We start from the raw sequence: 22119 nt of genomic DNA, 5'->3' as shown, positions 1-22119 counted from the left end.
CACATCAATCTTACAATCGACATGCTTGGAGCCATAACCAACCAAAATCTTCAGTTGTTTTATGTGAAAAAGAACATTGTATTCTGATTATTCTCCACTTTCACAGTTCTAAGTACTTATTTCTGCTTTATGCAAGCTAACCACAGTCAGTACCGCAATTCCATTTATCCAATAGTAGTAAGCATCGATTCCTTCAAAAGACAGTATAAAAGGTGCCAGAATAAATACTATGGCAACCATAAAGTCAACTATCAAATGAAACTTATAGGGAATAACTTTAAATGCTCCCAAGTGATGATCTGTTAACAAGGTCAGCACAAATGCTGCAATTCCTGTAGCCACCGAAAGCTGTAATGCTAATGGGTTAGAACTACCCAAACCTAATAAGAATGGGAGTGCTATTAATGCTATAGCTACTGGATAATCTAAAAATGCGTGAATTCTTTTGGTTATGAATTTCATAATTTAAAATTTTAGCGATTATTAAAATGGCTTAGTTATGCGTCTTACCCAACTTCTTCCAATTGGTGTCCGCAACACTTTTTAATTTACCATGATTGTTTTCTGCAAGCCAAAGTTGTTTTGCATCGAGCTCCACATTGTTCAAATACAAGTAGTATTTTCCGTCTTTTACAATGAATTTAGTTGGATCCACTCTGAACTTTGCTCCTGCATAGGTGCCAAAAGCACAGAAACCCCCATATTGAGGTAAGTACTTTGAAGGGTTTTTATCAAAAGTTGCCTTTTGCTCTCCAGAAGTGAAATAATAAACTACTTTTTTATACTCAGACTTATACGCTTTATTACCTCTTTGGGCCAATCCCAAATCCAAATATGATACAGGACTATACCCTGCAAGTGCAATATTACTGTTGTCAATATTATTGGCCATTTTGTCTTGGGCCGATAAACCTGTAGCAAATGTTAATGCTACTAATGCTATGGATAATTTTAAACTTTTCATTTTACTTTTCTTAAATTATTTGTTTGTTTTTTTAATTACTACATCTTTACTCCTACCAATATCTTTGTCTGTAAGTACTAATTGATAATACCATCTGGACCTGATAAAAACATCACCAAAACTCGCTGCGTCATTACGATACAATCGATTTTCTTGTTTGATATTAGAGAAATAAGGAAGCATCTATTGTGCGTTGAAGTATTCTTCCTGTACAACTTTCCCTTCTGCATTCCAGATACGACGAATAATTTCATGCCAGTAAATTTTACTGTCATCTTTCATATTGAAATCAAAAGTGAATTCTGAAGCAGATACATTTCCATCCACAATAGTGTGGTGATGGGTAATGCCGTTCACTTGGGCAATCGCCCCTGCGAAACCTTCCATTTTTTCCACCATTTGTTGTTTGTTAGTGGTTGCTACTCCACTATAGTCTGATGTGGTCGCGTCTTCCGCGAAGAATTGCTTTACTGCATCAACTATAGCTCCTTGTGTTACTATGCCATCCATTTCGGCGGCTAATGATTTAATTTCCATTTCTGATATTTTTAATGATTGAACAAATTTTTGTTTGTAATTACATTGCAAATTTCAGCATGGAATGGACTAGAATCCGTACAAAAAAGACGCTAAGAATTGTACTTTTTGATTTTGTAATCGGTGGGGGTATTGCCCGTATAATTTTTGAAGAAATGTGAAAAGTGGTTGGCTTCCTCGAATCCCAATGCATAAGCCACATCTTTTATGGAAGCATCTTGGCTCAACAACCTTTTTGAGGTGGAAATCACCTCGTTTCGAATCAACTGACCCAAAGAGGCGTTCATTTTCGCCCTCGTTTTTTTGGAAAGTGCTTTTACAGAAAGGTTCATCTTATCCGCATAGAAATCCAAAGCACGATGTTCCAAATGATGTTCTTTCAATAACTCAATAAGGTTTTGGGTGAAGGAATCACGGTTTTCATAATCGAAGCCATCTCGAAACTGAGAAGGCGTCTGGCCCGTAGTATTTTTAAATACCCGATTAAAATAGGCAGGGTCTTTATATCCCGTTTCATAAGAAACTTCTTGAATGCTCTTATCTGTAAAGGCTATTTTTTTCTTGCTCTCCATTAATCGTTTGTTGGAAAGCAATGTTCTAACGGAAAAACCAACCTTGTCTTTGACCAATGCTTGAGCGTCATACCCATTTTCCAACATTAATGCGGAAAGGTCATTGTTGGTAAAGTTGCCATAATATTCTTGGTCAATAATATCCTTCACATCAAAAATGATCTGATATTCTTCTTTACTGGCCTGAAAAGGATTTTGCCAATACCATTGTTTTGAGGAGATGTCGATAATTTCGGCGGTGTTTTCAGAGAAAACTGTATTTGAAAGATATCTTTTGCATTCCTCACATTCATTGAAGTTGATGTAGCCCAACGAAATCAAATGCTTAAAAAGAACTCGAACTTCCTTCTTTTCAAAAATGGATTTACTTGGAAATTCTATTTTTCTGACCACAAAATCATCCGAAAAGAATTTGATATACTGTCCTTTTTCTAAGTAGATGGCTTTGTCCTGCCAATCTGTATAATTTTTGAAATCCACTTGAATGGTTCCCGAACCTGACATAATATGAAAAAGCGTATATCTGTTGATGAAATACACCTTATCAATCTCAGGATTAAACTTTTGGACCATTGGAGTCAAATACTAAACGCTAGAGGTATTGTCGAAAATACACTCAAAAACTATCAAATCTTACGCGTTAATAGTCACTCAAAGGTTTAACATAGTTAAGACCCTACTGTTACTTTTAAAAAGTATATCGTAAGCATTCCCCAAAAAGTACCTGTTGCCATGCTTAGTATTGCCAATACAATGGCATGTGGCATCCATTTTTTCTCATAAGCTGCTGTAACGGCAGGTGCGGTTGCGATACCCCCAACATTTGCCATACTTGCAATGGGAACCCAGGCCATATTTATGTTCATCAATTTGGCTATTAGGACCATAAAAATAAAATGACCAAAGAGCCAAACTACTAAAAAGCCAAAAAAGGATACATCAAAACCAAGGGTATCAAACCGCAACTTTAATCCTAAAATAGCCATGACCACCAAAATTAAAATAGCCCCTGCCTTCAAAGAGAACTTGAAGTTCCATCTGGGAACAAAATTTCCAAGTGCTAATCCAACAATTGAAAGTAAAACCACTTTTCCCACAAAGCTTTCGACAAAATAGTTAGTGACAAAAACAACGGCCAAAAGAATAACGACGGTTATCCATACAGCCATTGGTTTCTGCTTTTCCTCGCGAATTTCCTCGGGTATTCCTTTGTCTGTTATTTTAAACCAAAGGTTTAGTCTATTGCTGTTCTTAATTCCTTGAAACATTAAAATGGTCCAAACGTTAACCAAGATATTGTCCATAACCAAGACGGAAAGAAAAATTGCCTCAGGGCATTCTACCAATTCTTTTAGTACCAATTGACTTGTACTTCCTCCTATCCAACTGCCTACAATTGGAGGTATTCCTTTCCAAAAACCATTCATAGATAATGTTTCAGCAACCAAGGTGGTTTCGGAAAATCCCATGACAAAAATTATCGGAAAGAGCGCAATAAAAAACGACCCAGCAACAAAAAGTACAATTGGTTTATAACCAATCGCCTTAAGTTGCCCTAATGAAAGACTTCCCATGACAGTAACAATTGCCAATGGAATAAAGAAGTCTTTACTATAGTCATGGATTTTTTCCTGAGAAAAGTCTAGGCCCAAAACATATGAAACCGCCGCGGGAATTAGATACACTAATAAGATGGCAGGAACCCAGTCGAAAATAGATTTGATGTATTTGTTCTCCCAGACATCCAAAAAATAAACTACGGTAACTGTTATTCCAGTTATAATCCATGGAGTCAGATTCATACAGGTCTATTTTTTTCCACCGACAACGATAACAAATTCTCCTTTTGGGGGCTTTTCAGTGAAGTGCTTTAAAACCTCAACTATGGTTCCCCTGACAGTTTCCTCATATAACTTGGTCAACTCACGTGATACTGAAATAGGTCTGTCGGCTCCAAAGTATTCAATAAACTGGGTCAAGGTTTTTATCAACTTATGTGGAGATTCATAAAAAACCATGGTTCTGGATTCTTCAGCCAATTGCTGCAATCTGGTTTGTCTACCTTTTTTTATGGGAAGAAACCCTTCAAAAATAAAGCGATCATTGGGAAGCCCACTATTTACAAGTGCAGGTACAAACGCGGTTGCGCCCGGAAGACATTCTACTTCAATATCATTTTCTACACAAGCTCTTGTCAATAAAAATCCAGGATCCGAAATTGCTGGTGTCCCAGCATCTGAAATTAACGCCAGCGTAGTGCCTGCTTTTAGTTTTTGCACCAACGCATTCACTTGTTTGTGTTCGTTGTGCATGTGGTGGCTTTGCAACGGGGTCCCTATTTCAAAATGCTTTAGGAGCTTCCCGCTGGTTCGGGTATCTTCCGCCAGCACTAAATCTACCTCTTTCAACACTTTAATAGCCCTTAGGGTTATATCTTCAAGATTTCCTATTGGTGTAGGTACCAGGTACAGCTTTCCCATAGGCCAAAGTTACGGCCTTACTTGCTTTCCTGTGAAATAGGAAATCAATACAAATGCAAAAGCCAAAACAGCACCGATATGTTGTCCATCACTTATCATATAATGAGCAAAAAAAGCTAAAATGGCATTAAAGAAAAATCCAGCGTATGCCCATTCTTTTAACCATTTGGAAAAATTACCCCAAACGGCAATCAATCCTAAAATTTTTGCACTAGCCAGAGGATAAATGAGGTATGTTGGGTAGCCCATACTCTCAAAAAAACCATGAATCATCTCATGGTTAAAAAAATAATTGTAGATAGAAAACAACATTATAGCCGTCAGCAAAGCTGTTGACAGCCAAAAGCTTATTTTTTTGAAATTCATAATTGAACGTTTAGGTTGCTTACCTAAATGTATAAAAAGTAATTGGAAAAGAAGTTTTTAAGCAAATCTTCGTTCCACCAAGGCTATAAATCGGGCTTCGTAGTCTTCTTTGCCCTCCCAACCATTGTACTCTGGCTTTACCATGTTGTTTATAAATGCAATGGAGCGCTCTTCGGTATCGATGGTGTTTAATTGCGAAAGTACACGGTCGTAGTCACTCGTGTTATTATTGAACAAATGCTTTACAAAGGCCAATTTGTCATTGAGACCTACTTGCAGGTCTTTAATAAAGGTATCATTCAAAGACTTAGATCTGCCTTCTACAACATTTCCATTGCTCTCTGCGGGGGAAAGAATTTCTTTTTCATTTTTCATGTAATCAGGTTTTGCCACAAACTCTGTAAACACATGCTCGACAGCTGCTTCTGTTGGCATTTCTGAAACCATATCTTTAATGGTATCCATTCCCGGTATTATGATATCTTCCTCATGTGGGTTGCTTTCTGGAACTTTAATATTTTCACTCAACACCGCATTTGCCAATTTTTCGAACCGAGAGGCAATCATATTTTTAGAAACATCAACTTCCACATCGTTTAGCTTCTCATCTATAAACTTAAGAACTGCTAGCTTCTCATAAATCTCCTTAGCTTTACCGTAAAGTTCTGTCAGCTCTTTATCTTCCCTTGATGTGATAATATCCGTAGATAATTTTATCAAATCTTCCCTTAATTTCTTTATCATCGCTCTTAATCTATATTATAAAAATAAAACCATTTTAATTATGTCACTTAGAACAAAAGGTTAAATTTTAATCTTAAGCCAAGGCATATTTTTTTAGTAGTTTTGTGCTTTCCTATAATAAAACGAAAAAACTACCCAATTTCGTTTAAAAGTACGGTATGTTTCTCGAAAACACAGTCAACCCTAAAGAACAATTTGGATGGATAGAAGTTATCTGTGGTTCCATGTTCTCTGGAAAGACTGAAGAATTGATCCGCAGATTAAAGCGTGCCCAGTTTGCCAAGCAGAAAGTAGAAATTTTTAAACCTATTGTGGATACACGCTATCGCGAGGATATGGTCGTTTCCCACGATGCCAATGAAATTCGTTCCACACCGGTCCCTGCCGCAGCTAATATCCGGTTGTTGGCAGATGATTGTGACGTTGTTGGGATTGACGAAGCACAGTTCTTTGATGATGAAATCGTTACGGTCTGCAATGATCTGGCCAATAGAGGTGTTCGCGTTGTAGTTGCTGGATTGGATATGGATTTTAAAGGAAATCCATTTGGCCCTATGCCAGCCCTAATGGCTACTGCAGAGTATGTAACCAAAGTACATGCCGTTTGCACGCGTACCGGGAACTTGGCCAATTACAGTTTTAGAAAATCTAACGACGATAATCTTGTCCTGCTAGGTGAAACCGGAGAATACGAACCGTTAAGTAGAGCGGCATTTTATAAAGCCATGCTTAAGGAAAAAGTAAGTCAAATGAATGTAGATGCTGAGGAAGTCGCAGCAAAAAAGAAAACTGCTGATGGATAAAGTTGGTGAGACTACATTACAAATTGATTTGGCGGCACTAGAACACAATTTCAAGTTTTTAAAATCCAGATTAGACCCTGAAACCAAGTTTCTTTCTGTAGTAAAGGCCTTTGCGTACGGAAGCGATATGGTAACCATTGCCAAAAAAATGGAAAGTTTGGGAACCGACTATTTTGCGGTTGCCTATGCGAACGAAGGTGTTTTGCTTAGGAATGCCGGAATTACATTACCAATCCTGATACTTCATCCACTGCCTATAAACTTTGAAGCTTTAATTGATTTTAATCTAGAGCCCAGCTTATATTCCCCTAAAATTTTAAAGCTTTTTTTGGAAAAAGCTGAGGAAAGACAGCAAAAGGATTACCCTGTACATATTAAATTCAACACAGGGCTTAATCGTTTAGGGTTTTGGGAAAACGATGTTGATTATATTATTAATCATCTTAGAGAACAAAATGCCTTAAAAGTAATTTCTGTCTTCTCCCACTTGGCTGCATCTGAAGATGTAGCTGAAAGGTCATTTAGCCTTCAACAAATAGCCACTTTTAAAAAAACAAGTGAGGCATTAAACCAGAAATTGGGGTACAAGCCTTTTAGGCATATGCTAAATACTTCAGGAATCATTAACTATCCTGAAGCACAATTTGAAATGGTCCGAAGCGGAATAGGGTTATATGGATATGGAAATGCTAAAGCTATTGATGCTAAACTAAAGCCAGTAGCTCAGCTAAAAACTATTATCTCGCAACTACATAAAATAGAGCCCAATGAAAGCGTAGGGTACAATCGCGCATACAAATCAGAAGGTTATAGAATCACCGCAACATTACCTTTGGGTCATGCCGATGGTATTGGCCGCCAATACGGGAATAAAAAAGGGCATGTATTCATACATGGAAAAAAAGCTCCTATTATTGGGAATGTCTGCATGGATATGATCATGGTTGATGTTACCGATATTGCCTGCAAAGAAGGGGATGAAGTCCTTGTTTTTGGATTGCATCAGTCCGCAGAAGAATTTGCAAATACTGCTGATACCATTTCTTATGAAATCTTAACCGCTATTTCCCATAGAGTAAAGAGGGTTATTATTAACTCATGATTTTTCCATCATCAATTGGTGCAAAACCCTATTTTTAATTACATTGTAATCCTATTAACCAGTTAAACTATAAAACTATGTTGAAAGAATTCAAGGATTTTGCAATGAAAGGAAACCTAGTGGACATTGCCGTAGGTTTCGTAATGGGTGCAGCCTTTAACAAGGTGGTTGCCTCTTTTACAGGTGGAATCGTTTCCCCTTTAATCGGTCTCATTTTCAATGCAGATTTCAAAGATCTTAAATACACCATAACCGAAGGAACTATGAATGATGCAGGTGAAAAAGTAGGAGAAGTAGCTGTACTATACGGTGACTTTTTAACCAATGTAATTGATTTTATCATCGTCGCTTTTGTAATGTTTATGATTGTAAAAGGCGTTAATAAGATGAAGAAAAAAGAGGAGCCAGCTCCAGAAGCGCCAGCAGGTCCATCTCAAGAAGAGTTGCTTGCTGAAATTAGGGATCTCCTTAAAAAATAAGCCCATTTGCCTTTAAAGGGCAACCGCTACATCACAATAATAACTTTAAAACCGTCAGTTTGTTTCGCTAACAAGTTGGCGGTTGTTTTATTTATAACATTTTGTTATTTTTTTATCAGCCCCTTATAAAATGCTTGCATAGATCTTTATCTGGAGTACCTTTGTTCTTTTATAATAAAATCTGAAATGAAAGTAGCAGTTGTAGGAGCCACAGGTATGGTGGGCGAAGTTATGTTGAAAGTACTAGCCGAAAGAGATTTTCCAATCACGGAATTATTGTTGGTTGCCTCTGAGCGCTCTGTTGGAAAAAAATTGACATACAAAGACCAAGAACATACTATAATTGGGCTTCAAGATGCCATTGTATCTAGGCCTGATATTGCCATTTTCTCAGCTGGTGGTGATACTTCTTTGGAGTGGGCCCCAAAATTTGCTGAAATAGGGACCACTGTCATTGATAACTCTTCTGCTTGGCGAATGGACCCTTCCAAAAAATTAGTGGTCCCAGAAATTAATGCTAACGAGTTGACCGTTGAAGATAAAATCATAGCCAATCCCAATTGCTCAACAATTCAAATGGTGATGGCGCTTAACCCACTCCATAAAAAATACCAAATGAAGCGTGTAGTGGTCTCTACATACCAATCTGTTTCCGGAACTGGAGTAAAAGCTGTGCGCCAATTAGAAAATGAGATTGCAGGGGTACAGGGAGAAATGGCCTATCCTTACCCTATTGGACGCAACGCACTGCCACATTGCGATGTTTTTATGGAAAACGGCTATACCAAAGAAGAAATGAAGCTGGCCAGAGAGCCTCAAAAAATATTAGACGATAGAACGTTCTCCGTTTCTGCAACAGCCGTGCGAATTCCAACCGCCGGTGGTCATTCCGAATCCGTTAATGTTGAGTTTCATAATGACTTTGATCTTTCAGAGGTTCGAAAATTATTGAGTGAAACTCCTGGCGTAACGGTACAAGACAATCCAGAGACCAACACTTATCCAATGCCCATTTATGCCCATGGGAAAGATGATGTTTTTGTGGGGAGAATCCGCAGGGATGAAACGCAACGCAATACCCTGAACATGTGGGTTGTTTCGGATAATCTTAGAAAAGGGGCTGCAACCAATGCGGTTCAAATAGCCGAATATCTTGTGGAAAATAATCTGGTAATCAGCACTTCCGAAGCTGTTTCTTAAAATACGTTAAAGCTTTATTCTTATCCTTGAGAGTCAGGGTTTTTGTGCTATTTTTAGCAAAATCAATCTCAAAAGGAATGAGAACATTTAGTCTTGTTGTAGCTATAATTGTTGTGGCCTCATGTGAAACCGCAACCAAAAGAGAACCCATTGTAGTGAATTATCCCGATACGAAAAAAGTTGATACCGTTGATACCTATTTTGGAAATGAAGTAAAAGACCCCTACCGCTGGTTAGAAGACGATCGCAGTGCCGAAACCGAAGCCTGGGTCAAAGAACAAAATGCTTCCACTTTTAACTTTCTGGATAAAATCCCATTTAGGGATGACTTAAAAAACAGATTAGAAAAGCTTTGGAATTATGAAAAGGTAGGATCTCCTTTTAAAGAAGGAGACTACACTTATTTCTACAAAAACAATGGGTTGCAAAATCAATATGTCGTCTATAGAAAAAAAGAAGGCGACGAGGAAGAGGTTTTCTTGGACCCTAACACCTTCTCTGAAGATGGCACTACCTCTTTAATGGGGCTACAGTTTACCAAAGATGGTTCTAAAGCTGCTTATTTAATTTCTGAAGGAGGTAGCGATTGGCGCAAAGGTATTGTCATAAACACAACAAACCGTGAAATTGTAGAAGATACTTTGGTCGATATCAAGTTTAGTGGAATATCATGGAAAGGAAACGAAGGCTTCTTTTACTCCAGTTACGACAAACCTGAAGGAAGTGAACTTTCCGCAAAAACCGATCAACATAAATTGTACTACCACAAGCTGGGAACGCCTCAATCGGACGATGCCATAATATTTGGGGGCACTGCTAAAGAAAAACATCGTTATGTAGGTGCTTCCGTATCAGAAGATGAAAAGTATCTGTTCATCTCCGCCTCGACATCAACCTCTGGCAATAAATTATTTCTAAAGGATTTAACACAGCCCAATAGCGGTTTAATCACCATTTTAGACAATACCGATTCTGATACTTTCGTGATAGAAACTGTTGGGTCCAAGTTATATCTGGTCACTAATATGGACGCACCCAATAAAAAAATTGTGGTCACCGATGCATCGAACCCTACACCAGAACACTGGAAAGATTTAATTCCGGAAACGGAGCACGTACTAACCACGGGAACCGGTGGGGGCTATTTTTTTACAGAGTATATGGTTGACGCCATTTCCCAAGTGCTGCAATATGATTATGATGGCAAACTGGTAAGGGAAGTGAGGCTGCCTGGCGTAGGGAGCGCAAGTGGTTTTGGCGGCAAAAAAGAAGAGAAAGAATTTTACTTTTCATTCACCAATTATAATACCCCAAGCTCTTCTTATAAGTATAATGTGGAAACTGGGGAATATGAGCAATATTGGAGGCCAGAAATTGACTTTAATCCAGAGGATTATGAGTCAAAACAAGTTTTCTATACTTCAAAAGATGGAACAAAAATTCCTATGATTATTACATGCAAAAAGGGCGTGGAACGTAATGGTAAAAATCCAACCATATTATATGGATATGGTGGATTCAACATAAGTCTTACCCCTTCATTCAGTATTGTCAATGCTGTTTGGATGGAGCAGGGAGGAATTTATGCCGTTCCAAACCTAAGAGGGGGTGGTGAATATGGTAAGAAATGGCATATTGCCGGCACCAAAATGCAAAAGCAAAATGTGTTTGATGATTTTATTGCTGCGGCAGAATATTTAATTGAAAACGATTATACTTCTAAAGAATATTTAGCTATTAGAGGTGGATCCAATGGCGGCTTACTGGTTGGTGCAACAATGACCCAACGCCCAGATTTGATGCAGGTCGCACTACCTGCCGTGGGGGTTTTGGATATGCTTCGCTACCATACCTTTACAGCTGGCGCAGGATGGGCATATGATTATGGTACGTCGGAGGAAAGTGAAGAGATGTTCAATTATATTAAAGGCTATTCGCCCGTGCACAATGTTAAGGAGGGAACTGCGTATCCAGCCACGTTAGTTACGACTGGAGATCATGATGATCGTGTAGTGCCTGCCCATAGTTTTAAATTTGCAGCGGAGTTACAGGCAAAACAAACTGGAAATAATCCCACCCTAATTCGTATTGAGACTAATGCTGGTCATGGAGCTGGAACGCCTGTAAGTAAAACCATTGAACAGTATGCTGATATTTTTGGCTTTACCCTTTATAATATGGGGTATGATTATCTGCCGAATCAAGCAATATTAAAAGAGTTTAAGGATTAGAAATACTTTAATCCCCATTTAATCCGTTTCTATTGAAGCGGATTTTTTGTTGATTTCCCTTATATGTTAGACGTTCACATTGATTCTTTCCATTATCAGGACCAGTCCATTTTAGAGGATATTTCCTTTAAAGTGGATAAAGGAGAGCATCTGGCCCTTATGGGTGAAAGCGGTTCGGGCAAGAGTACATTGCTTAAGATTATCTATGGTCTTTTGCATGTTGAAAACGGAATTATCTCTTGGGAAGAAAAAAAAGTGCTTGGTCCAAATTTTAATCTGGTGCCAGGTGAGCCCTATATGAAATACTTGTCTCAGGATTTTGATTTGATGCCCTTTATTACAGTAGCTGAAAACATTGGACAACATCTATCTGTCTTTGAGCAGGAAAACCATCAACAAAGAATTCAAGAGCTTTTGGAGCTGATTGAGTTGGAAGCCTATGCCAAAACTAAAGTGAAAAACTTAAGTGGTGGGCAACAACAACGCGTTGCGCTGGCCCGTGTTTTGGCTCAAGAACCTGAGCTTTTATTGTTAGATGAGCCCTTTGGGCATATTGATAATTTTAAAAGAAATTCACTTCGAAGGAATCTGTTCCCCTATTTGAAGGAAAAAGGAATAACTGTGCTTACGGCCAGTCATGATCCCAACGATGTTTTACCCTATGCAGAACGAACCTTGATTTTGGAAAAAGGGAAAATAATAGCCAATCAAAAAACAAAAAAGCTCTATAAGAACCCCCCCAATTATTACACAGCTTCCCTTTTTGGAGAGGTAAATCAGCTTCCCATTAAACTTTTAAAATCGTATTCAGAAATTGATAAAACTGTTCTGATTTATCCACACGAGTTTAAAGTTTCGGAAACTTCGGGCTTAAAGGTTTGGGTAAAAAAATCCTTTTTTAAGGGAACCCATTATCTTATTGAAGGGGAAGTAAATGAGGAAACAGTTTTGTATTTCAATTCCAATAAAAAGCTAAAGCAAGGCGACACTGTCTTCCTTAATGTATCTTTGGAGACCATTAATTTGCGTCTTCAATTTGAACAAGGAACAGATTCATAGAGAACTTCAATTTAAAGCCATCCGAAGCAGCGGGGCTGGTGGGCAACATGTAAACAAGGTGTCTTCTAAAGTGGAATTAACGTTCCCATTACAGGCATCAGAAGGTTTATCCCTTTTGGAAAAAGAACGGTTATTGCTCAAACTGGATTCCAAATTGACTAAGGAGGGGTTATTGATTTTACAGTGTGATGAAGCACGAAGTCAACACAAAAACAAAGAAATTGTAATAAAGCGTTTCTTTTCTCTATTGCAAAAAGGGCTAGAAGTTCCCAAAAAAAGGAGGCCCACCAAACCCTCTAAATCTTCCATTGAGAAGCGATTGAAGTCCAAGAAAAAGGATTCGGACAAAAAGGCGAGTCGTAAAAAACCCGATTGGGATTAGCTTGGCGCGTTTGGCTACAATACTTTTGCAACCGCATGTTCTTTTCCATTAAAAACAAAAGTGTCTCCATTCTCTTTACCAAGTAGTAATTTAGCAATGGGCGCATTTGCTGAAATACAGAAAGCCGCAATATCATCGATATTAAATGCCCCTGCGGAAATTGCGATAAAATAATGTGCATTAGTTGTTTCAACTAAGCTTCCTAGGCCAACCTTCCTGGACCTTTTTTCTATATCGACTTTTTGAAGTACTTCTTTTAATTTCTCCAGTTCAGAAAATTGCTTTCCCAGTTTTTCTAGTTCCAGTTGTACCATCGCACGCCCCGTCTCATGCTTATCTCCAGCGCTACTTTTAGTTTCGGAATTCAGCGATTCTTGTAATGATGCTCTGCTTTTTTTGAGGTTTTCCATTCTGTCATTAAAATGGTCCCAACAAAAGTTTAAAAGTGCTTCTTTCGTTTTCATATTGAAAATCATTGCTAAGAAAAGGCCAATCTAAAAACAGTTTCTTGATTGGGTATAGAGCGAACCTTTAAACTGCCCCCGTGTAATTGCATTACTTGCTTGGAGAGGCTAAGTCCAATACCCGTACCTTCATTTTTAGTAGTAAAAAAGGGCACAAAAATCTCATCAATCAAATCTAATGGAATGCCTGGGCCATTGTCTTTTATTTCAATAAATTTTATCCCGTTGTTATCCATGCCCGCTATCATTTTCACGCTACCTTCATCACTCTCATTAACGGATTGAAGCGCATTTTTAACCAAATTTATCAGCACTTGGGTAATCTGTTTTTCATCAATAAAAAATTCCAAATCCTCTGGATCGCAAATCAACTTAAAATCTGTTTGTCCTTCTTCTAGTCTCGCCGACATCAGAACATCTATTTTTTCTAGCAATCCTTTACCACTCACAATGGTCTTGTTTGGTTCTGGAACATTGAGTAAACTTCTGTATGATTGAACAAAATCCATAAGATTACCACCTTGCTCCTTTATTACCTCCAGCCCTTTTAATGTATTCTTTATTTGGCTTTCGTCTAGATCCTGTAAAGGCACTATTTTATTGTTTTTCCTATAATATTTAATAATGGAATCTGAAATTGATGCAATTGGGGTGATGGTATTCATAATTTCATGGGTAAGCACCCTTATAAGTCGCACCCAAGATTCGGTTTCTTTCTCATCCAACTCTTCATGAATATCCTGCACCACTACCAAAATAAGTGATTTTCCGTCCAGTGTAAGGGGCGTGGATTTTAGTGCCAATTGAATTTGTTCCCGTTCATTGGTCAATTGAAACAACTTCCTTTCAAACGGCCGAAATGACTTAAATACCTGATATAACTTTTCATCTACTTGGGCTAATTGCTTAATGTGGTTTAAAGGTGTGTAATTGAGTAGTTTTTCCAAAGTGGGGTTGGAAAAAAGAATATGCCCTTTCTCATTGAATGTCATAATTCCAATACTCGCTTGCTTCAGTATTTCTTGATAGTATTGCTCCCTAATTTGTAATTGTAGATGCACTTCTTGAATAAGACCATTAACCCTATTCAAGCTTTGATTAAGCTCTTTAAATGATTTTATAGCAACCTTTTCCGGAAACCGAAGGGTGAAATCCTCATTTCTAATAGCATCAAAGAAATAGGCAATCTTACGATTAGTGCTATTAATGAAAGCGATTAAAAAGTATACTTGGGTAATCAGGAAGAAAAAAGAAAAAACCATGGTAAAATACCACAGTTTAACTACACCAAACGCAAAAGCCAGCGCTGTTAGGGAAATTACTAAAACCCTAAAAATTAGCTGAATATAAAAGTTGCGACTTGCCATTATTTCTTCTTTTTCTTCAACTTATTATATAGCGTTTGTCGTGAAATTCCTAGTTGCTCTGAGGCAGCACTATAATTTCCATCATGCTGGTCCAAGGCCTTGGAAATCATCTGGAGTTCCATCTCGTCTAGTGTTGCTGGTCCATTTTCAAATGATTGCAGCGGCTTGGAATGCAGTAAAAAGTCGGTTGGTTTAAGCACATTTCCTTCCGAAAGTATAACAGCTCTTTCCATGGTGTGTTGCAGCTCCCTTATATTTCCCGGCCAGGAATATTCTATTAGTTTCTCTTGAGCCAACTGATTAATGCGAAGGCCTGGTCTATCATATTTGTTTGCAAATCTCTTCAAGTAAAAATCGGCAAGAATTAATATATCTCCATCTCGCTGACGAAGCGGGGGCACTTCAATGTGTATGGTATTTATTCTATATAAAAGGTCCTCTCTAAAAAGGCCATCCGCTACCATTTGTTCCAAATTACAATTGGTAGCACAAACCAATCTAATATCTACATTAATTAATTTGTTTGATCCAACACGCACCACCGATTTATTTTGAATTGCGGATAACAACTTGGCTTGCATTTGTAAGGAAAGATTGCCCATCTCATCCAAAAACAATGTGCCTTGGTGTGCGGCTTCAAATTTACCTGCCCGATCTTCTTTTGCATCTGTAAAGGAGCCTTTTAGGTGCCCAAAGAGTTCGCTTTCAAACAAATTCTCTGCAATAGAGCCCATGTCTACCCCAATAAATACCTCATCTTTTCTGGATGACAATCGGTGAAGTTCTCTTGCAATCAGCTCTTTCCCAGTTCCATTTTCTCCAGTAATCAAAACATTTACGTCGGTCTTGGCCACTTTTCTAACTAAATTTAAAACCGACATTAACGCTTTTGAATTTCCAATGATGAAATTCTTGTCATCATTAATCACCTGTTTAAGGTTGCTCTCTTTCCTTTTAAGTTTATGAATCTCTATTTTGGACTTTCTAAGTTCATATGCAGATTTCACTGTTGTTAACAAGCGTTCGTTGTTCCATGGTTTTAATACAAAATCTGATGCCCCTTGTTTTAACGCGGTGACCGCCAAATCAACTGCGCCATAGGCGGTCATCATAATTACAGAGGTGTTGGGCGATTTCTTCTTAATTTCATTTAACCAGAACAAACCTTCATTACCGGTATTTACTCCTGCAGAAAAATTCATGTCCAAAAGCACAATATCAATCTTTTCCATATTTGGAAATGAAGAAATTTGATTTGGATTAAAGAGCGTTTGAACACTTTCATATTCAAATTGCAATAAAATCTCCAAAGCGCTTAGCACGCTTTTGTTGTCATCAATCACTAAAATATTGGCGTCAATCATGTAATCTTCAATTCATATCTGATTTAAAACTACGAATTGAACTGTTATCTTTTTATTCGGTGTAAAATAATTTGACATTTTTTGTATAAAAATTTTACACATTGAGATTGTGTTGTCTTTGAAAATCATCTCAACTAATTGATAATGTGTCATTTAATTCTTTGGCATAAGAATGGTAAATAGTTTGGCACAGTAAATAACTATGACGATCAAACAATACTTCACAGCACTTATATTTTTCATTTCCGTAGCCGGATTTTCTCAAAAGGTATGGACATTGGATGAGTGTGTTGCTTATGCCATAGAACATAACCTCCAAGTAAAAAACACAACCCATAACAAAGATGCAGGTAAAGAAACATACAGACAATCTGTAAGAGACTTGTTGCCCAATGTTACAGGTTTTTCCAACTACATATATAACTCCGGTCTTATAGAAGATCCACAAACAGGGGTTCTTGTAAACAATGAGTTTTATAGTAACCGCTATAGTTTAAATGCCAACATTGATCTTTTTCAGGGATTTCAAAAATTGAATACAATAAAGGCTTCTAAATTTATTTATAAAGCCACCCAAGAAGATGTGGTACAGGAAAAATTTCTTTTGGCCTTTAGAGTGATGAGCGCTTTTTATGACATTAAATTCAATGAAGGTTTGGTGGCCAATTCTCTAGAGCAACAAAACATTTCACAGTCCAATTATGACTTGGTCAAAAAACAAGTTGAATTAGGGATTATGGCCAAGGCGGATTTGTATGAGGCTGAATCTAACTTGTTAGGTGATAAACTTTTGGTAACGCAGAACAAGAACTTGTTGTCACTTGCTAAGCTTACGCTTCTTCAAGAAATGAATCTAACGGAAGAAAACGATATTCAATTGCAGACCACATTGAATCCAGCGTCTGAAAGTTTAAACAATAACATTTCTATAGATTCTATATATCAAGTAGCACGTGGGTTTGTTCCACTTGTAAAATCACAAGAATTTAGAGTCTATGCGGCAAAAAAGCAATTGCAAGCCACACGGGGAGGTTTATACCCCTCTATTTCACTGATTGCTGGATTATCAACCCGGTTTTCGGAAACAAATCTTGATGACAATGATGATATCATCCCATTTTCAGATCAGGTTAGCGATAATTTTGCTCGCTTTGCTGGCGCGCAAATCAACATCCCCATCAGTCTGGGTTGGTCCAATCATTCAAGGGTAAAGCAGCAAAAAATAGCTTATAAGCAGGCCAAAACAAATCTGGACATCCAAGAACAGGAATTATTCCAGCTTTTACAACAGTTGCTTCAGACCAACCAAGCTTTGATAGTTGAATATGAACAAAGCAACAAGCGAGTTCAAGCGCAAGAATTGGCATTCAATATTGCTCAAAAAAGATATGAAAAAGGTCTTATTAACGCCATAGACCTTTTTCAAGCAAAAAACTTATATGGTGTAACTCAAAATGAAAATTTACAAGTAGGGCTCCGCTTAAAAGTGAATAAAAGCACCATCGATTTTTACAACGGCCTGCCTATTTTTAATATCAACTAAAATATACCATGGATATACAATTAGAAAAAAAGAAAGGGCTTAAGCCAAAACACTACGGCTACATCGCTTTGGGTGCATTGGTCTTATTTACTGGCTGGAAGTTGCTTTTTGCCAACTCTGTTTCTACATACCGGACAGAAAAGGAACGCCTCTCTATTGCACAAGTAACACAAGGAAAGTTCGATGATTATATCACCATAAACGGGTCCGTAGCTCCCATTGCAACTATTTATATGGATGCATATGAGGGTGGTCGTGTTTCCGAAAAGTTGATTGAAGAGGGAACCATGGTTAAAAAGGGTGACATCATTCTTAAGCTAGAAAACATGGGACTTTATGAGCAGATTTTAGCTAGTGAAAGTAACCTCGCCCTAAAACAAAACGATTTAAGATCCACCAAACTGACTTTTGATTCAAGACAAGTGGAAGGTAGAAGGTCTCTCGCTACCACCGAATATGACTTGCAAAGACTAAAGCGAAATTATGAGCAAAATGAGGCTTTGTTTGCAGATGAGCTGATTTCAAAAGAGACATACCTTCTCTCTAAAGAGAACTATGAGTTGGCCAAGAAACAGCGCGACATTGTAAAATTGCAAACTGAACAGGATGATGAACTGCGAAAAACATCCCTCACCGGGCTCGATGCAGATCTACAAAGAATGCGCAAAACCCTGTCCATGGTTTATGAACGTCTAGATCATTTAAACGTTAGAGCTCCTGCAGATGGCCAGTTAGGTTTTCTGGATGCCGAAATAGGGCAGAGCATAGCACAGGGGGAACGTATTGGACAAATAAATGTACTTACCGATTTTAAAATTGAAGCAGAGATAGATGAGCATTATATAGATCGTGTAAAGCGAGATTTATCTGCCACATTAGAGCGAAATGAAAAGGAGTACGGGCTTCGCTTGAGAAAAGTATATCCCGAAGTAAGAAATGGAAGGTTTAAGGTAGACTTGGTTTTTACGGATGACAAACCAGAAACCATCCGTGCAGGTCAGAGCTATAATATAAGACTACAACTTGGTGCATCTAACGAAGCATTGCTGCTCCCAAAAGGAGGGTTTTTCCAAAGTACTGGCGGACAATGGGTATTTGTGGTTGGCACAAATGAAAATGAAGCTGTGAAAAGAAACATCCGAATTGGCAAGCAAAACTCCAGATACTATGAAGTTTTAGAAGGCTTGGAACCAGGGGAAAATGTAATCACAAGTAACTACGATAGTTTTGGCACAGCCGAAAGAATTGTATTAAAATAAATATTAAGTGTCACATCGGGGGTCATCCTGATGTCTTTTTAAAACAACGTAAGAATAACAATCAAAAAAATGATACAGATACAGAATCTTAAAAAAAGCTTTAGAACAGAAGAAGTAGAAACGCTAGCATTAAATGGTGTAAATCTAAATGTAGCAGAAGGTGAATTTGTGGCCATTATGGGCCCATCGGGTTGTGGAAAATCAACCCTGCTAAACATTATAGGAATGCTGGATAATCCCACAGATGGAAGCTACCAATTTGGCGGGCATGAAGTTGGAGGGTTAAAAGAAAGCCAACGCACTCAATTGCGCAAAGGGAATTTGGGCTTTGTTTTCCAGAGCTTCAACCTAATTGACGAGCTCACTGTTTATGAAAACGTAGAACTCCCTTTGATTTATTTGAAAATGAACAAGGCTGAACGCAAAGAGAACGTAAAACGAGTGTTGGAACGCATGAAAATTGCACATCGCGAAAAACATTTTCCACAACAACTTTCTGGTGGGCAACAGCAACGAGTTGCTATATCAAGAGCTGTTGTAACCAATCCAAAATTAATTCTGGCGGATGAGCCTACAGGTAACTTGGATTCCAAAAACGGGATTGAGGTTATGAACCTGCTTACAGAACTGAATCAAGAAGGCACCACCATTGTTATGGTTACGCATTCCGACAGAGATTCCCATTATGCACATAGAGTCATCAACTTGTTCGATGGGCAAATCGTTACTGAAAGTCAAAACAAACCTATGGGAGCAATGGTATAATTAAACGAGGAGTTTATTCATCAATCAAAAAACAACCATCATGTTTAAGAACTATATTAAAATCGCCTGGCGAAACTTAATTAAAAGAAAAGTGTTTACGGCAATTAATGTCCTAGGGCTTGCTGTGGGTTTTGGAAGCAGCATTTTAATTTATCTGTTCTTAAGCTATCATCTTTCGTTTGACAATTTTCATCATAATTCGGACCGCATTTATAGAATGGTGACCGAGGAACATCGAGATGATATTGAATACGACCCCAGTGTTCCTCCTGCCTTCGCGAAAACCTTTAAGGCCGATTACGATTACGCGGAAAAGGTTGCCAAAATTGTAGAATATGATGGCCTCGTGATAGACGTGGAAAAAAAAGGTGTTACCAACAAGTTTAAGAAAGACATTGTTTTTGCTGAAGAGGATTTTTTCAAAATTTTTAACTACCCCCTAATCAATGGTAGTAACAAAATTTCGCTATCAGCACCCAACACAGCGGTACTAACAAAGTCCATGGCACTCAACATGTTTGGTAAAATTGACGTTGTCGGCAAAACTTTTGTACTAGAAAATGATAAAACCATTGAAATAACCGGTGTTTTAAAGGATCTTCCCAAAACTTCTTTTTTACAGACAGAAGTATTCATCTCTTTTGATAACATCAAAGATTTCTTTGGGTTTGCCGGCTCTGAAAGTTGGAATGGTATTACTACCAATCTAAAGTGTTTTGCCCTTCTAAAGCCAAATCAGGACATCAGTACTATTGAAACAGCACTGCTAGAATTACCTAAAAAACATAGGGCAAAAAGTAAAAACAAACATGTTTATAAACTTCAACCTTTGTCCATAATGCATCTTGATCCTGTTTATGGAGGTTTGGAGCCTACCTTGCTTTGGGTTTTTGGCATTATTGGTTTGTTTCTAATCATTATAGCATCCATCAATTTTATAAATATTTCAACCGCTCAGGCGTTCTATAGGTCTAAAGAAATTGGAGTCCGCAAAGTACTTGGGAGCGTTAAAAAACATTTGTTCTGGCAATTTCTTTCAGAAACTTTTGTGATTGGATTGTTCGCCTTGCTTCTTGGGATTGGTCTCGCCATTCTTTTTATCCCAGCATTTAATGATCTCTTTCAAATACAATTAGCTTCAATTGACCTTTGGGACATTCGCTTTATAGCCTTTTTGTCCTTGGTCCTGGTCATGGTTTCCTTCCTTTCTGGTAGTTATCCGGGTTTGTTGCTATCCCGCATCGTTCCCGTGCTTGCACTAAAAGGCAAGCTAGACCATAACGACACCGGCGGTGCTACTACACGAAAAGTATTGGTTGTAGCCCAATTTGCAATATCCATTACCCTTATTGCAGCAACTTTGATTATCTCAAGACAAATTGATTATGCAATAAATACAGATTTGGGCTTCGATAAAGATTTTGTAGTTATGGTGGACATCCCAACGGATATGGAATCAATTCCACTAAAAGGACTAAAAGAAAGACTAGCGCAAATTCCAGGTGTTGAAAATGTTTCTGCCTGCTTAAGCAGTCCAGGTGGGGCCACTAGTAATTGGGGTACAAGTGTGAGGTACAATAATAAAGCAGAACAGGAAGAATTTAGTATAGAAATTAAAGCGGGTGATCAGAATTATCTGAAAACCTTTGATATTCCATTGGTAGCAGGCCGAAACTTTTTTGAAAATGATTCGCTTACCGAAGTGTTAGTGAATGAACGGTTGGGTGAAAAGTTAGGTTTGGAATCCGCAGAGGAAATGTTGGGTAAAAAACTTCAAGTAAGTGGTGATATCGATGTTACTATTGTAGGTGTGGTACAGGATTTCCATGATACGGATTTCACTCATGAAATCAATCCTGTTTTTATTGGTGCAAGGAATTCATGGTTTTCTGAATTGGCCATCAAAATTAATCACTCGAACACAGCTTTGACCTTAGAACAAATTGGAGAACAGTGGACAAATGCGTTTTCAGAATATATTTACGAATACCGTTTTTTGGATGAACGCGTGGCAGAACAATACGAAACCGAACAGCGTTATCTTTCCTTATCCAAAGTCTTTTCTGCCTTAGCCATATTAATAGGGTGTCTTGGTTTATATGGGCTCATTCTATTCTATGTTGGGCAGCGCACAAAAGAAATTGGAATACGAAAAGTGCTCGGCAGCAGCGTGGGTAATATTTTGACACTATTCTCCATGGATTTCTTCAAGTTGATTCTGATAGCGGGTGTTTTTGCCACTCCAATTGCATGGTATTTAATGGAGCAATGGCTGCAAGGGTATACCTATAGAACTCAGATACATTGGTGGGTATTTGCCCTTGCTATTGTATCAATAATGATCATTACGCTCATTACAATAAGTTATCAAACCCTAAAGGTTGCGGTAACAAGTCCTGTAAAAAGTTTAAGGACTGAATAACAATCAAAAAACGAAC

The 22119-nt window shown here is 38.0% G+C and carries 22 protein-coding genes; 11 read left to right on the top strand and 11 right to left on the bottom strand.

All coding sequences use genetic code 11. The features are described 5' to 3' along the window. Positions 1-108: 108 nt before the first annotated feature. From FVB32_RS05775 to FVB32_RS05740, 8 genes are all read right to left on the bottom strand, one after another. On the bottom strand, positions 109-462 hold the full coding sequence (locus FVB32_RS05775) for a hypothetical protein (protein ID WP_147742074.1): 354 nt from the start codon (positions 460-462) through the stop codon (positions 109-111). A 31-nt stretch (positions 463-493) separates the two neighbouring features. Next, complete coding sequence (locus FVB32_RS05770; RefSeq protein WP_147742072.1) at positions 494-964, bottom strand: YHS domain-containing (seleno)protein; 471 nt, start codon at positions 962-964, stop codon at positions 494-496. A gap of 183 nt (positions 965-1147) precedes the next feature. Further along, positions 1148-1501 carry a hypothetical protein gene (locus FVB32_RS05765; protein WP_147742070.1) on the bottom strand — a complete coding sequence of 118 codons (354 nt, stop codon included), beginning with the start codon at positions 1499-1501 and terminating at the stop codon, positions 1148-1150. A gap of 92 nt (positions 1502-1593) precedes the next feature. Continuing rightward, positions 1594-2646, bottom strand: a complete 1053-nt coding sequence (locus tag FVB32_RS05760) for a helix-turn-helix domain-containing protein (protein ID WP_147742068.1) — start codon at positions 2644-2646, stop codon at positions 1594-1596. A gap of 95 nt (positions 2647-2741) precedes the next feature. Then, positions 2742-3875, bottom strand: a complete 1134-nt coding sequence (locus FVB32_RS05755) for a DUF819 family protein (protein ID WP_246139833.1) — start codon at positions 3873-3875, stop codon at positions 2742-2744. Positions 3876-3881: 6 nt separating this feature from the next. Then, positions 3882-4553 carry a 16S rRNA (cytidine(1402)-2'-O)-methyltransferase gene (gene rsmI, locus FVB32_RS05750; protein ID WP_147742066.1) on the bottom strand — a complete coding sequence of 224 codons (672 nt, stop codon included), beginning with the start codon at positions 4551-4553 and terminating at the stop codon, positions 3882-3884. Positions 4554-4562: 9 nt separating this feature from the next. Then, positions 4563-4919, bottom strand: coding sequence for a DoxX family protein (locus FVB32_RS05745; RefSeq protein ID WP_147742065.1), 357 nt, complete (start codon positions 4917-4919; stop codon positions 4563-4565). Between the two features lie 57 nt (positions 4920-4976). Continuing rightward, positions 4977-5663, bottom strand: a complete 687-nt coding sequence (locus tag FVB32_RS05740; protein ID WP_147742063.1) for a hypothetical protein — start codon at positions 5661-5663, stop codon at positions 4977-4979. A 158-nt stretch (positions 5664-5821) separates the two neighbouring features. Here FVB32_RS05740 and FVB32_RS05735 point away from each other — a divergent pair, with 158 nt between their 5' ends. From FVB32_RS05735 to arfB, 7 genes are all read left to right on the top strand, one after another. Then, the gene (locus tag FVB32_RS05735) at positions 5822-6466 is read left to right on the top strand and encodes a thymidine kinase (protein WP_147742061.1); all 645 of its coding nucleotides are present in this window, start codon (positions 5822-5824) and stop codon (positions 6464-6466) included. After that, positions 6459-7568, top strand: a complete 1110-nt coding sequence (gene alr / locus FVB32_RS05730; protein ID WP_147742059.1) for an alanine racemase — start codon at positions 6459-6461, stop codon at positions 7566-7568. The genes FVB32_RS05735 and alr overlap by 8 nt, the downstream gene beginning before the upstream one ends. Positions 7569-7645: 77 nt before the next feature. After that, positions 7646-8047, top strand: a complete 402-nt coding sequence (gene mscL / locus FVB32_RS05725) for a large-conductance mechanosensitive channel protein MscL (RefSeq protein WP_147742057.1) — start codon at positions 7646-7648, stop codon at positions 8045-8047. Positions 8048-8233: 186 nt separating this feature from the next. After that, a complete protein-coding gene (locus FVB32_RS05720; RefSeq protein WP_147742055.1) occupies positions 8234-9247 on the top strand; it encodes an aspartate-semialdehyde dehydrogenase in 1014 nt (337 codons plus the stop codon). Between the two features lie 77 nt (positions 9248-9324). Continuing rightward, positions 9325-11478 (top strand): prolyl oligopeptidase family serine peptidase, encoded by a 2154-nt coding sequence (locus tag FVB32_RS05715; RefSeq protein ID WP_147742053.1) that lies wholly within the window; start codon positions 9325-9327, stop codon positions 11476-11478. 63 nt (positions 11479-11541) lie between these two features. Further along, a complete protein-coding gene (locus tag FVB32_RS05710) occupies positions 11542-12537 on the top strand; it encodes a sulfate/molybdate ABC transporter ATP-binding protein (RefSeq protein WP_147742051.1) in 996 nt (331 codons plus the stop codon). Beyond that, positions 12515-12919 carry an alternative ribosome rescue aminoacyl-tRNA hydrolase ArfB gene (gene arfB, locus FVB32_RS05705; protein ID WP_147742049.1) on the top strand — a complete coding sequence of 135 codons (405 nt, stop codon included), beginning with the start codon at positions 12515-12517 and terminating at the stop codon, positions 12917-12919. Before FVB32_RS05710 ends, arfB begins: the two co-directional genes overlap by 23 nt. Before the next feature lie 14 nt (positions 12920-12933). On the opposite strand, the gene FVB32_RS05700 is transcribed toward arfB, so the two are convergent. From FVB32_RS05700 to FVB32_RS05690, 3 genes are read right to left on the bottom strand one after another with little or no spacing between them, the layout of a single operon-like run. Continuing rightward, positions 12934-13383, bottom strand: a complete 450-nt coding sequence (locus tag FVB32_RS05700; protein WP_147742047.1) for a 3-oxoacyl-ACP synthase — start codon at positions 13381-13383, stop codon at positions 12934-12936. Positions 13384-13397: 14 nt separating this feature from the next. After that, positions 13398-14750 carry a sensor histidine kinase gene (locus tag FVB32_RS05695; protein WP_147742045.1) on the bottom strand — a complete coding sequence of 451 codons (1353 nt, stop codon included), beginning with the start codon at positions 14748-14750 and terminating at the stop codon, positions 13398-13400. Then, positions 14750-16114: a sigma-54-dependent transcriptional regulator gene (locus tag FVB32_RS05690; RefSeq protein WP_147742043.1), complete on the bottom strand. Its 1365-nt coding sequence runs from the start codon at positions 16112-16114 to the stop codon at positions 14750-14752. Before FVB32_RS05690 ends, FVB32_RS05695 begins: the two co-directional genes overlap by 1 nt. A 202-nt stretch (positions 16115-16316) precedes the next feature. On the opposite strand from FVB32_RS05690, the gene FVB32_RS05685 reads away from it, so the two are divergent. The 4 genes from FVB32_RS05685 to FVB32_RS05670 all read left to right on the top strand — a co-directional run bounded on the left by FVB32_RS05685 (position 16317) and on the right by FVB32_RS05670 (position 22103). Next, on the top strand, positions 16317-17657 hold the full coding sequence (locus FVB32_RS05685; protein ID WP_147742041.1) for a TolC family protein: 1341 nt from the start codon (positions 16317-16319) through the stop codon (positions 17655-17657). An 8-nt stretch (positions 17658-17665) separates the two neighbouring features. Continuing rightward, positions 17666-18916 (top strand): efflux RND transporter periplasmic adaptor subunit, encoded by a 1251-nt coding sequence (locus FVB32_RS05680; protein WP_147742039.1) that lies wholly within the window; start codon positions 17666-17668, stop codon positions 18914-18916. A gap of 69 nt (positions 18917-18985) precedes the next feature. After that, on the top strand, positions 18986-19681 hold the full coding sequence (locus FVB32_RS05675; protein ID WP_147742037.1) for an ABC transporter ATP-binding protein: 696 nt from the start codon (positions 18986-18988) through the stop codon (positions 19679-19681). 40 nt (positions 19682-19721) lie between these two features. After that, positions 19722-22103: an ABC transporter permease gene (locus FVB32_RS05670; protein ID WP_147742035.1), complete on the top strand. Its 2382-nt coding sequence runs from the start codon at positions 19722-19724 to the stop codon at positions 22101-22103. Positions 22104-22119 lie beyond the last annotated feature (16 nt).

This window comes from Flagellimonas hymeniacidonis, assembly GCF_008040165.1.
Taxonomy (GTDB): Bacteria; Bacteroidota; Bacteroidia; order Flavobacteriales; family Flavobacteriaceae; genus Flagellimonas; species Flagellimonas hymeniacidonis.
Note: the sequence above shows the minus strand (reverse complement) of the source record. Positions and strands in the feature narration are given on the sequence as shown.

What these genes read in the sequence shown, in the direction of transcription:
- FVB32_RS05775 (WP_147742074.1), bottom strand. Translation starts at nt 462, where the DNA reads ATGAAATTCATAACCAAAAGAATTCACGCATTTTTAGATTATCCAGTA.
- FVB32_RS05770 (WP_147742072.1), bottom strand. Translation starts at nt 964, where the DNA reads ATGAAAAGTTTAAAATTATCCATAGCATTAGTAGCATTAACATTTGCT.
- FVB32_RS05765 (WP_147742070.1), bottom strand. Translation starts at nt 1,501, where the DNA reads ATGGAAATTAAATCATTAGCCGCCGAAATGGATGGCATAGTAACACAA.
- FVB32_RS05760 (WP_147742068.1), bottom strand. Translation starts at nt 2,646, where the DNA reads ATGGTCCAAAAGTTTAATCCTGAGATTGATAAGGTGTATTTCATCAAC.
- FVB32_RS05755 (WP_246139833.1), bottom strand. Translation starts at nt 3,875, where the DNA reads ATGAATCTGACTCCATGGATTATAACTGGAATAACAGTTACCGTAGTT.
- rsmI (WP_147742066.1), bottom strand. Translation starts at nt 4,553, where the DNA reads ATGGGAAAGCTGTACCTGGTACCTACACCAATAGGAAATCTTGAAGAT.
- FVB32_RS05745 (WP_147742065.1), bottom strand. Translation starts at nt 4,919, where the DNA reads ATGAATTTCAAAAAAATAAGCTTTTGGCTGTCAACAGCTTTGCTGACG.
- FVB32_RS05740 (WP_147742063.1), bottom strand. Translation starts at nt 5,663, where the DNA reads ATGATAAAGAAATTAAGGGAAGATTTGATAAAATTATCTACGGATATT.
- FVB32_RS05735 (WP_147742061.1), top strand. Translation starts at nt 5,822, where the DNA reads ATGTTTCTCGAAAACACAGTCAACCCTAAAGAACAATTTGGATGGATA.
- alr (WP_147742059.1), top strand. Translation starts at nt 6,459, where the DNA reads ATGGATAAAGTTGGTGAGACTACATTACAAATTGATTTGGCGGCACTA.
- mscL (WP_147742057.1), top strand. Translation starts at nt 7,646, where the DNA reads ATGTTGAAAGAATTCAAGGATTTTGCAATGAAAGGAAACCTAGTGGAC.
- FVB32_RS05720 (WP_147742055.1), top strand. Translation starts at nt 8,234, where the DNA reads ATGAAAGTAGCAGTTGTAGGAGCCACAGGTATGGTGGGCGAAGTTATG.
- FVB32_RS05715 (WP_147742053.1), top strand. Translation starts at nt 9,325, where the DNA reads ATGAGAACATTTAGTCTTGTTGTAGCTATAATTGTTGTGGCCTCATGT.
- FVB32_RS05710 (WP_147742051.1), top strand. Translation starts at nt 11,542, where the DNA reads ATGTTAGACGTTCACATTGATTCTTTCCATTATCAGGACCAGTCCATT.
- FVB32_RS05700 (WP_147742047.1), bottom strand. Translation starts at nt 13,383, where the DNA reads ATGAAAACGAAAGAAGCACTTTTAAACTTTTGTTGGGACCATTTTAAT.
- FVB32_RS05695 (WP_147742045.1), bottom strand. Translation starts at nt 14,750, where the DNA reads ATGGCAAGTCGCAACTTTTATATTCAGCTAATTTTTAGGGTTTTAGTA.
- FVB32_RS05690 (WP_147742043.1), bottom strand. Translation starts at nt 16,114, where the DNA reads ATGATTGACGCCAATATTTTAGTGATTGATGACAACAAAAGCGTGCTA.
- FVB32_RS05685 (WP_147742041.1), top strand. Translation starts at nt 16,317, where the DNA reads ATGACGATCAAACAATACTTCACAGCACTTATATTTTTCATTTCCGTA.
- FVB32_RS05680 (WP_147742039.1), top strand. Translation starts at nt 17,666, where the DNA reads ATGGATATACAATTAGAAAAAAAGAAAGGGCTTAAGCCAAAACACTAC.
- FVB32_RS05675 (WP_147742037.1), top strand. Translation starts at nt 18,986, where the DNA reads ATGATACAGATACAGAATCTTAAAAAAAGCTTTAGAACAGAAGAAGTA.
- FVB32_RS05670 (WP_147742035.1), top strand. Translation starts at nt 19,722, where the DNA reads ATGTTTAAGAACTATATTAAAATCGCCTGGCGAAACTTAATTAAAAGA.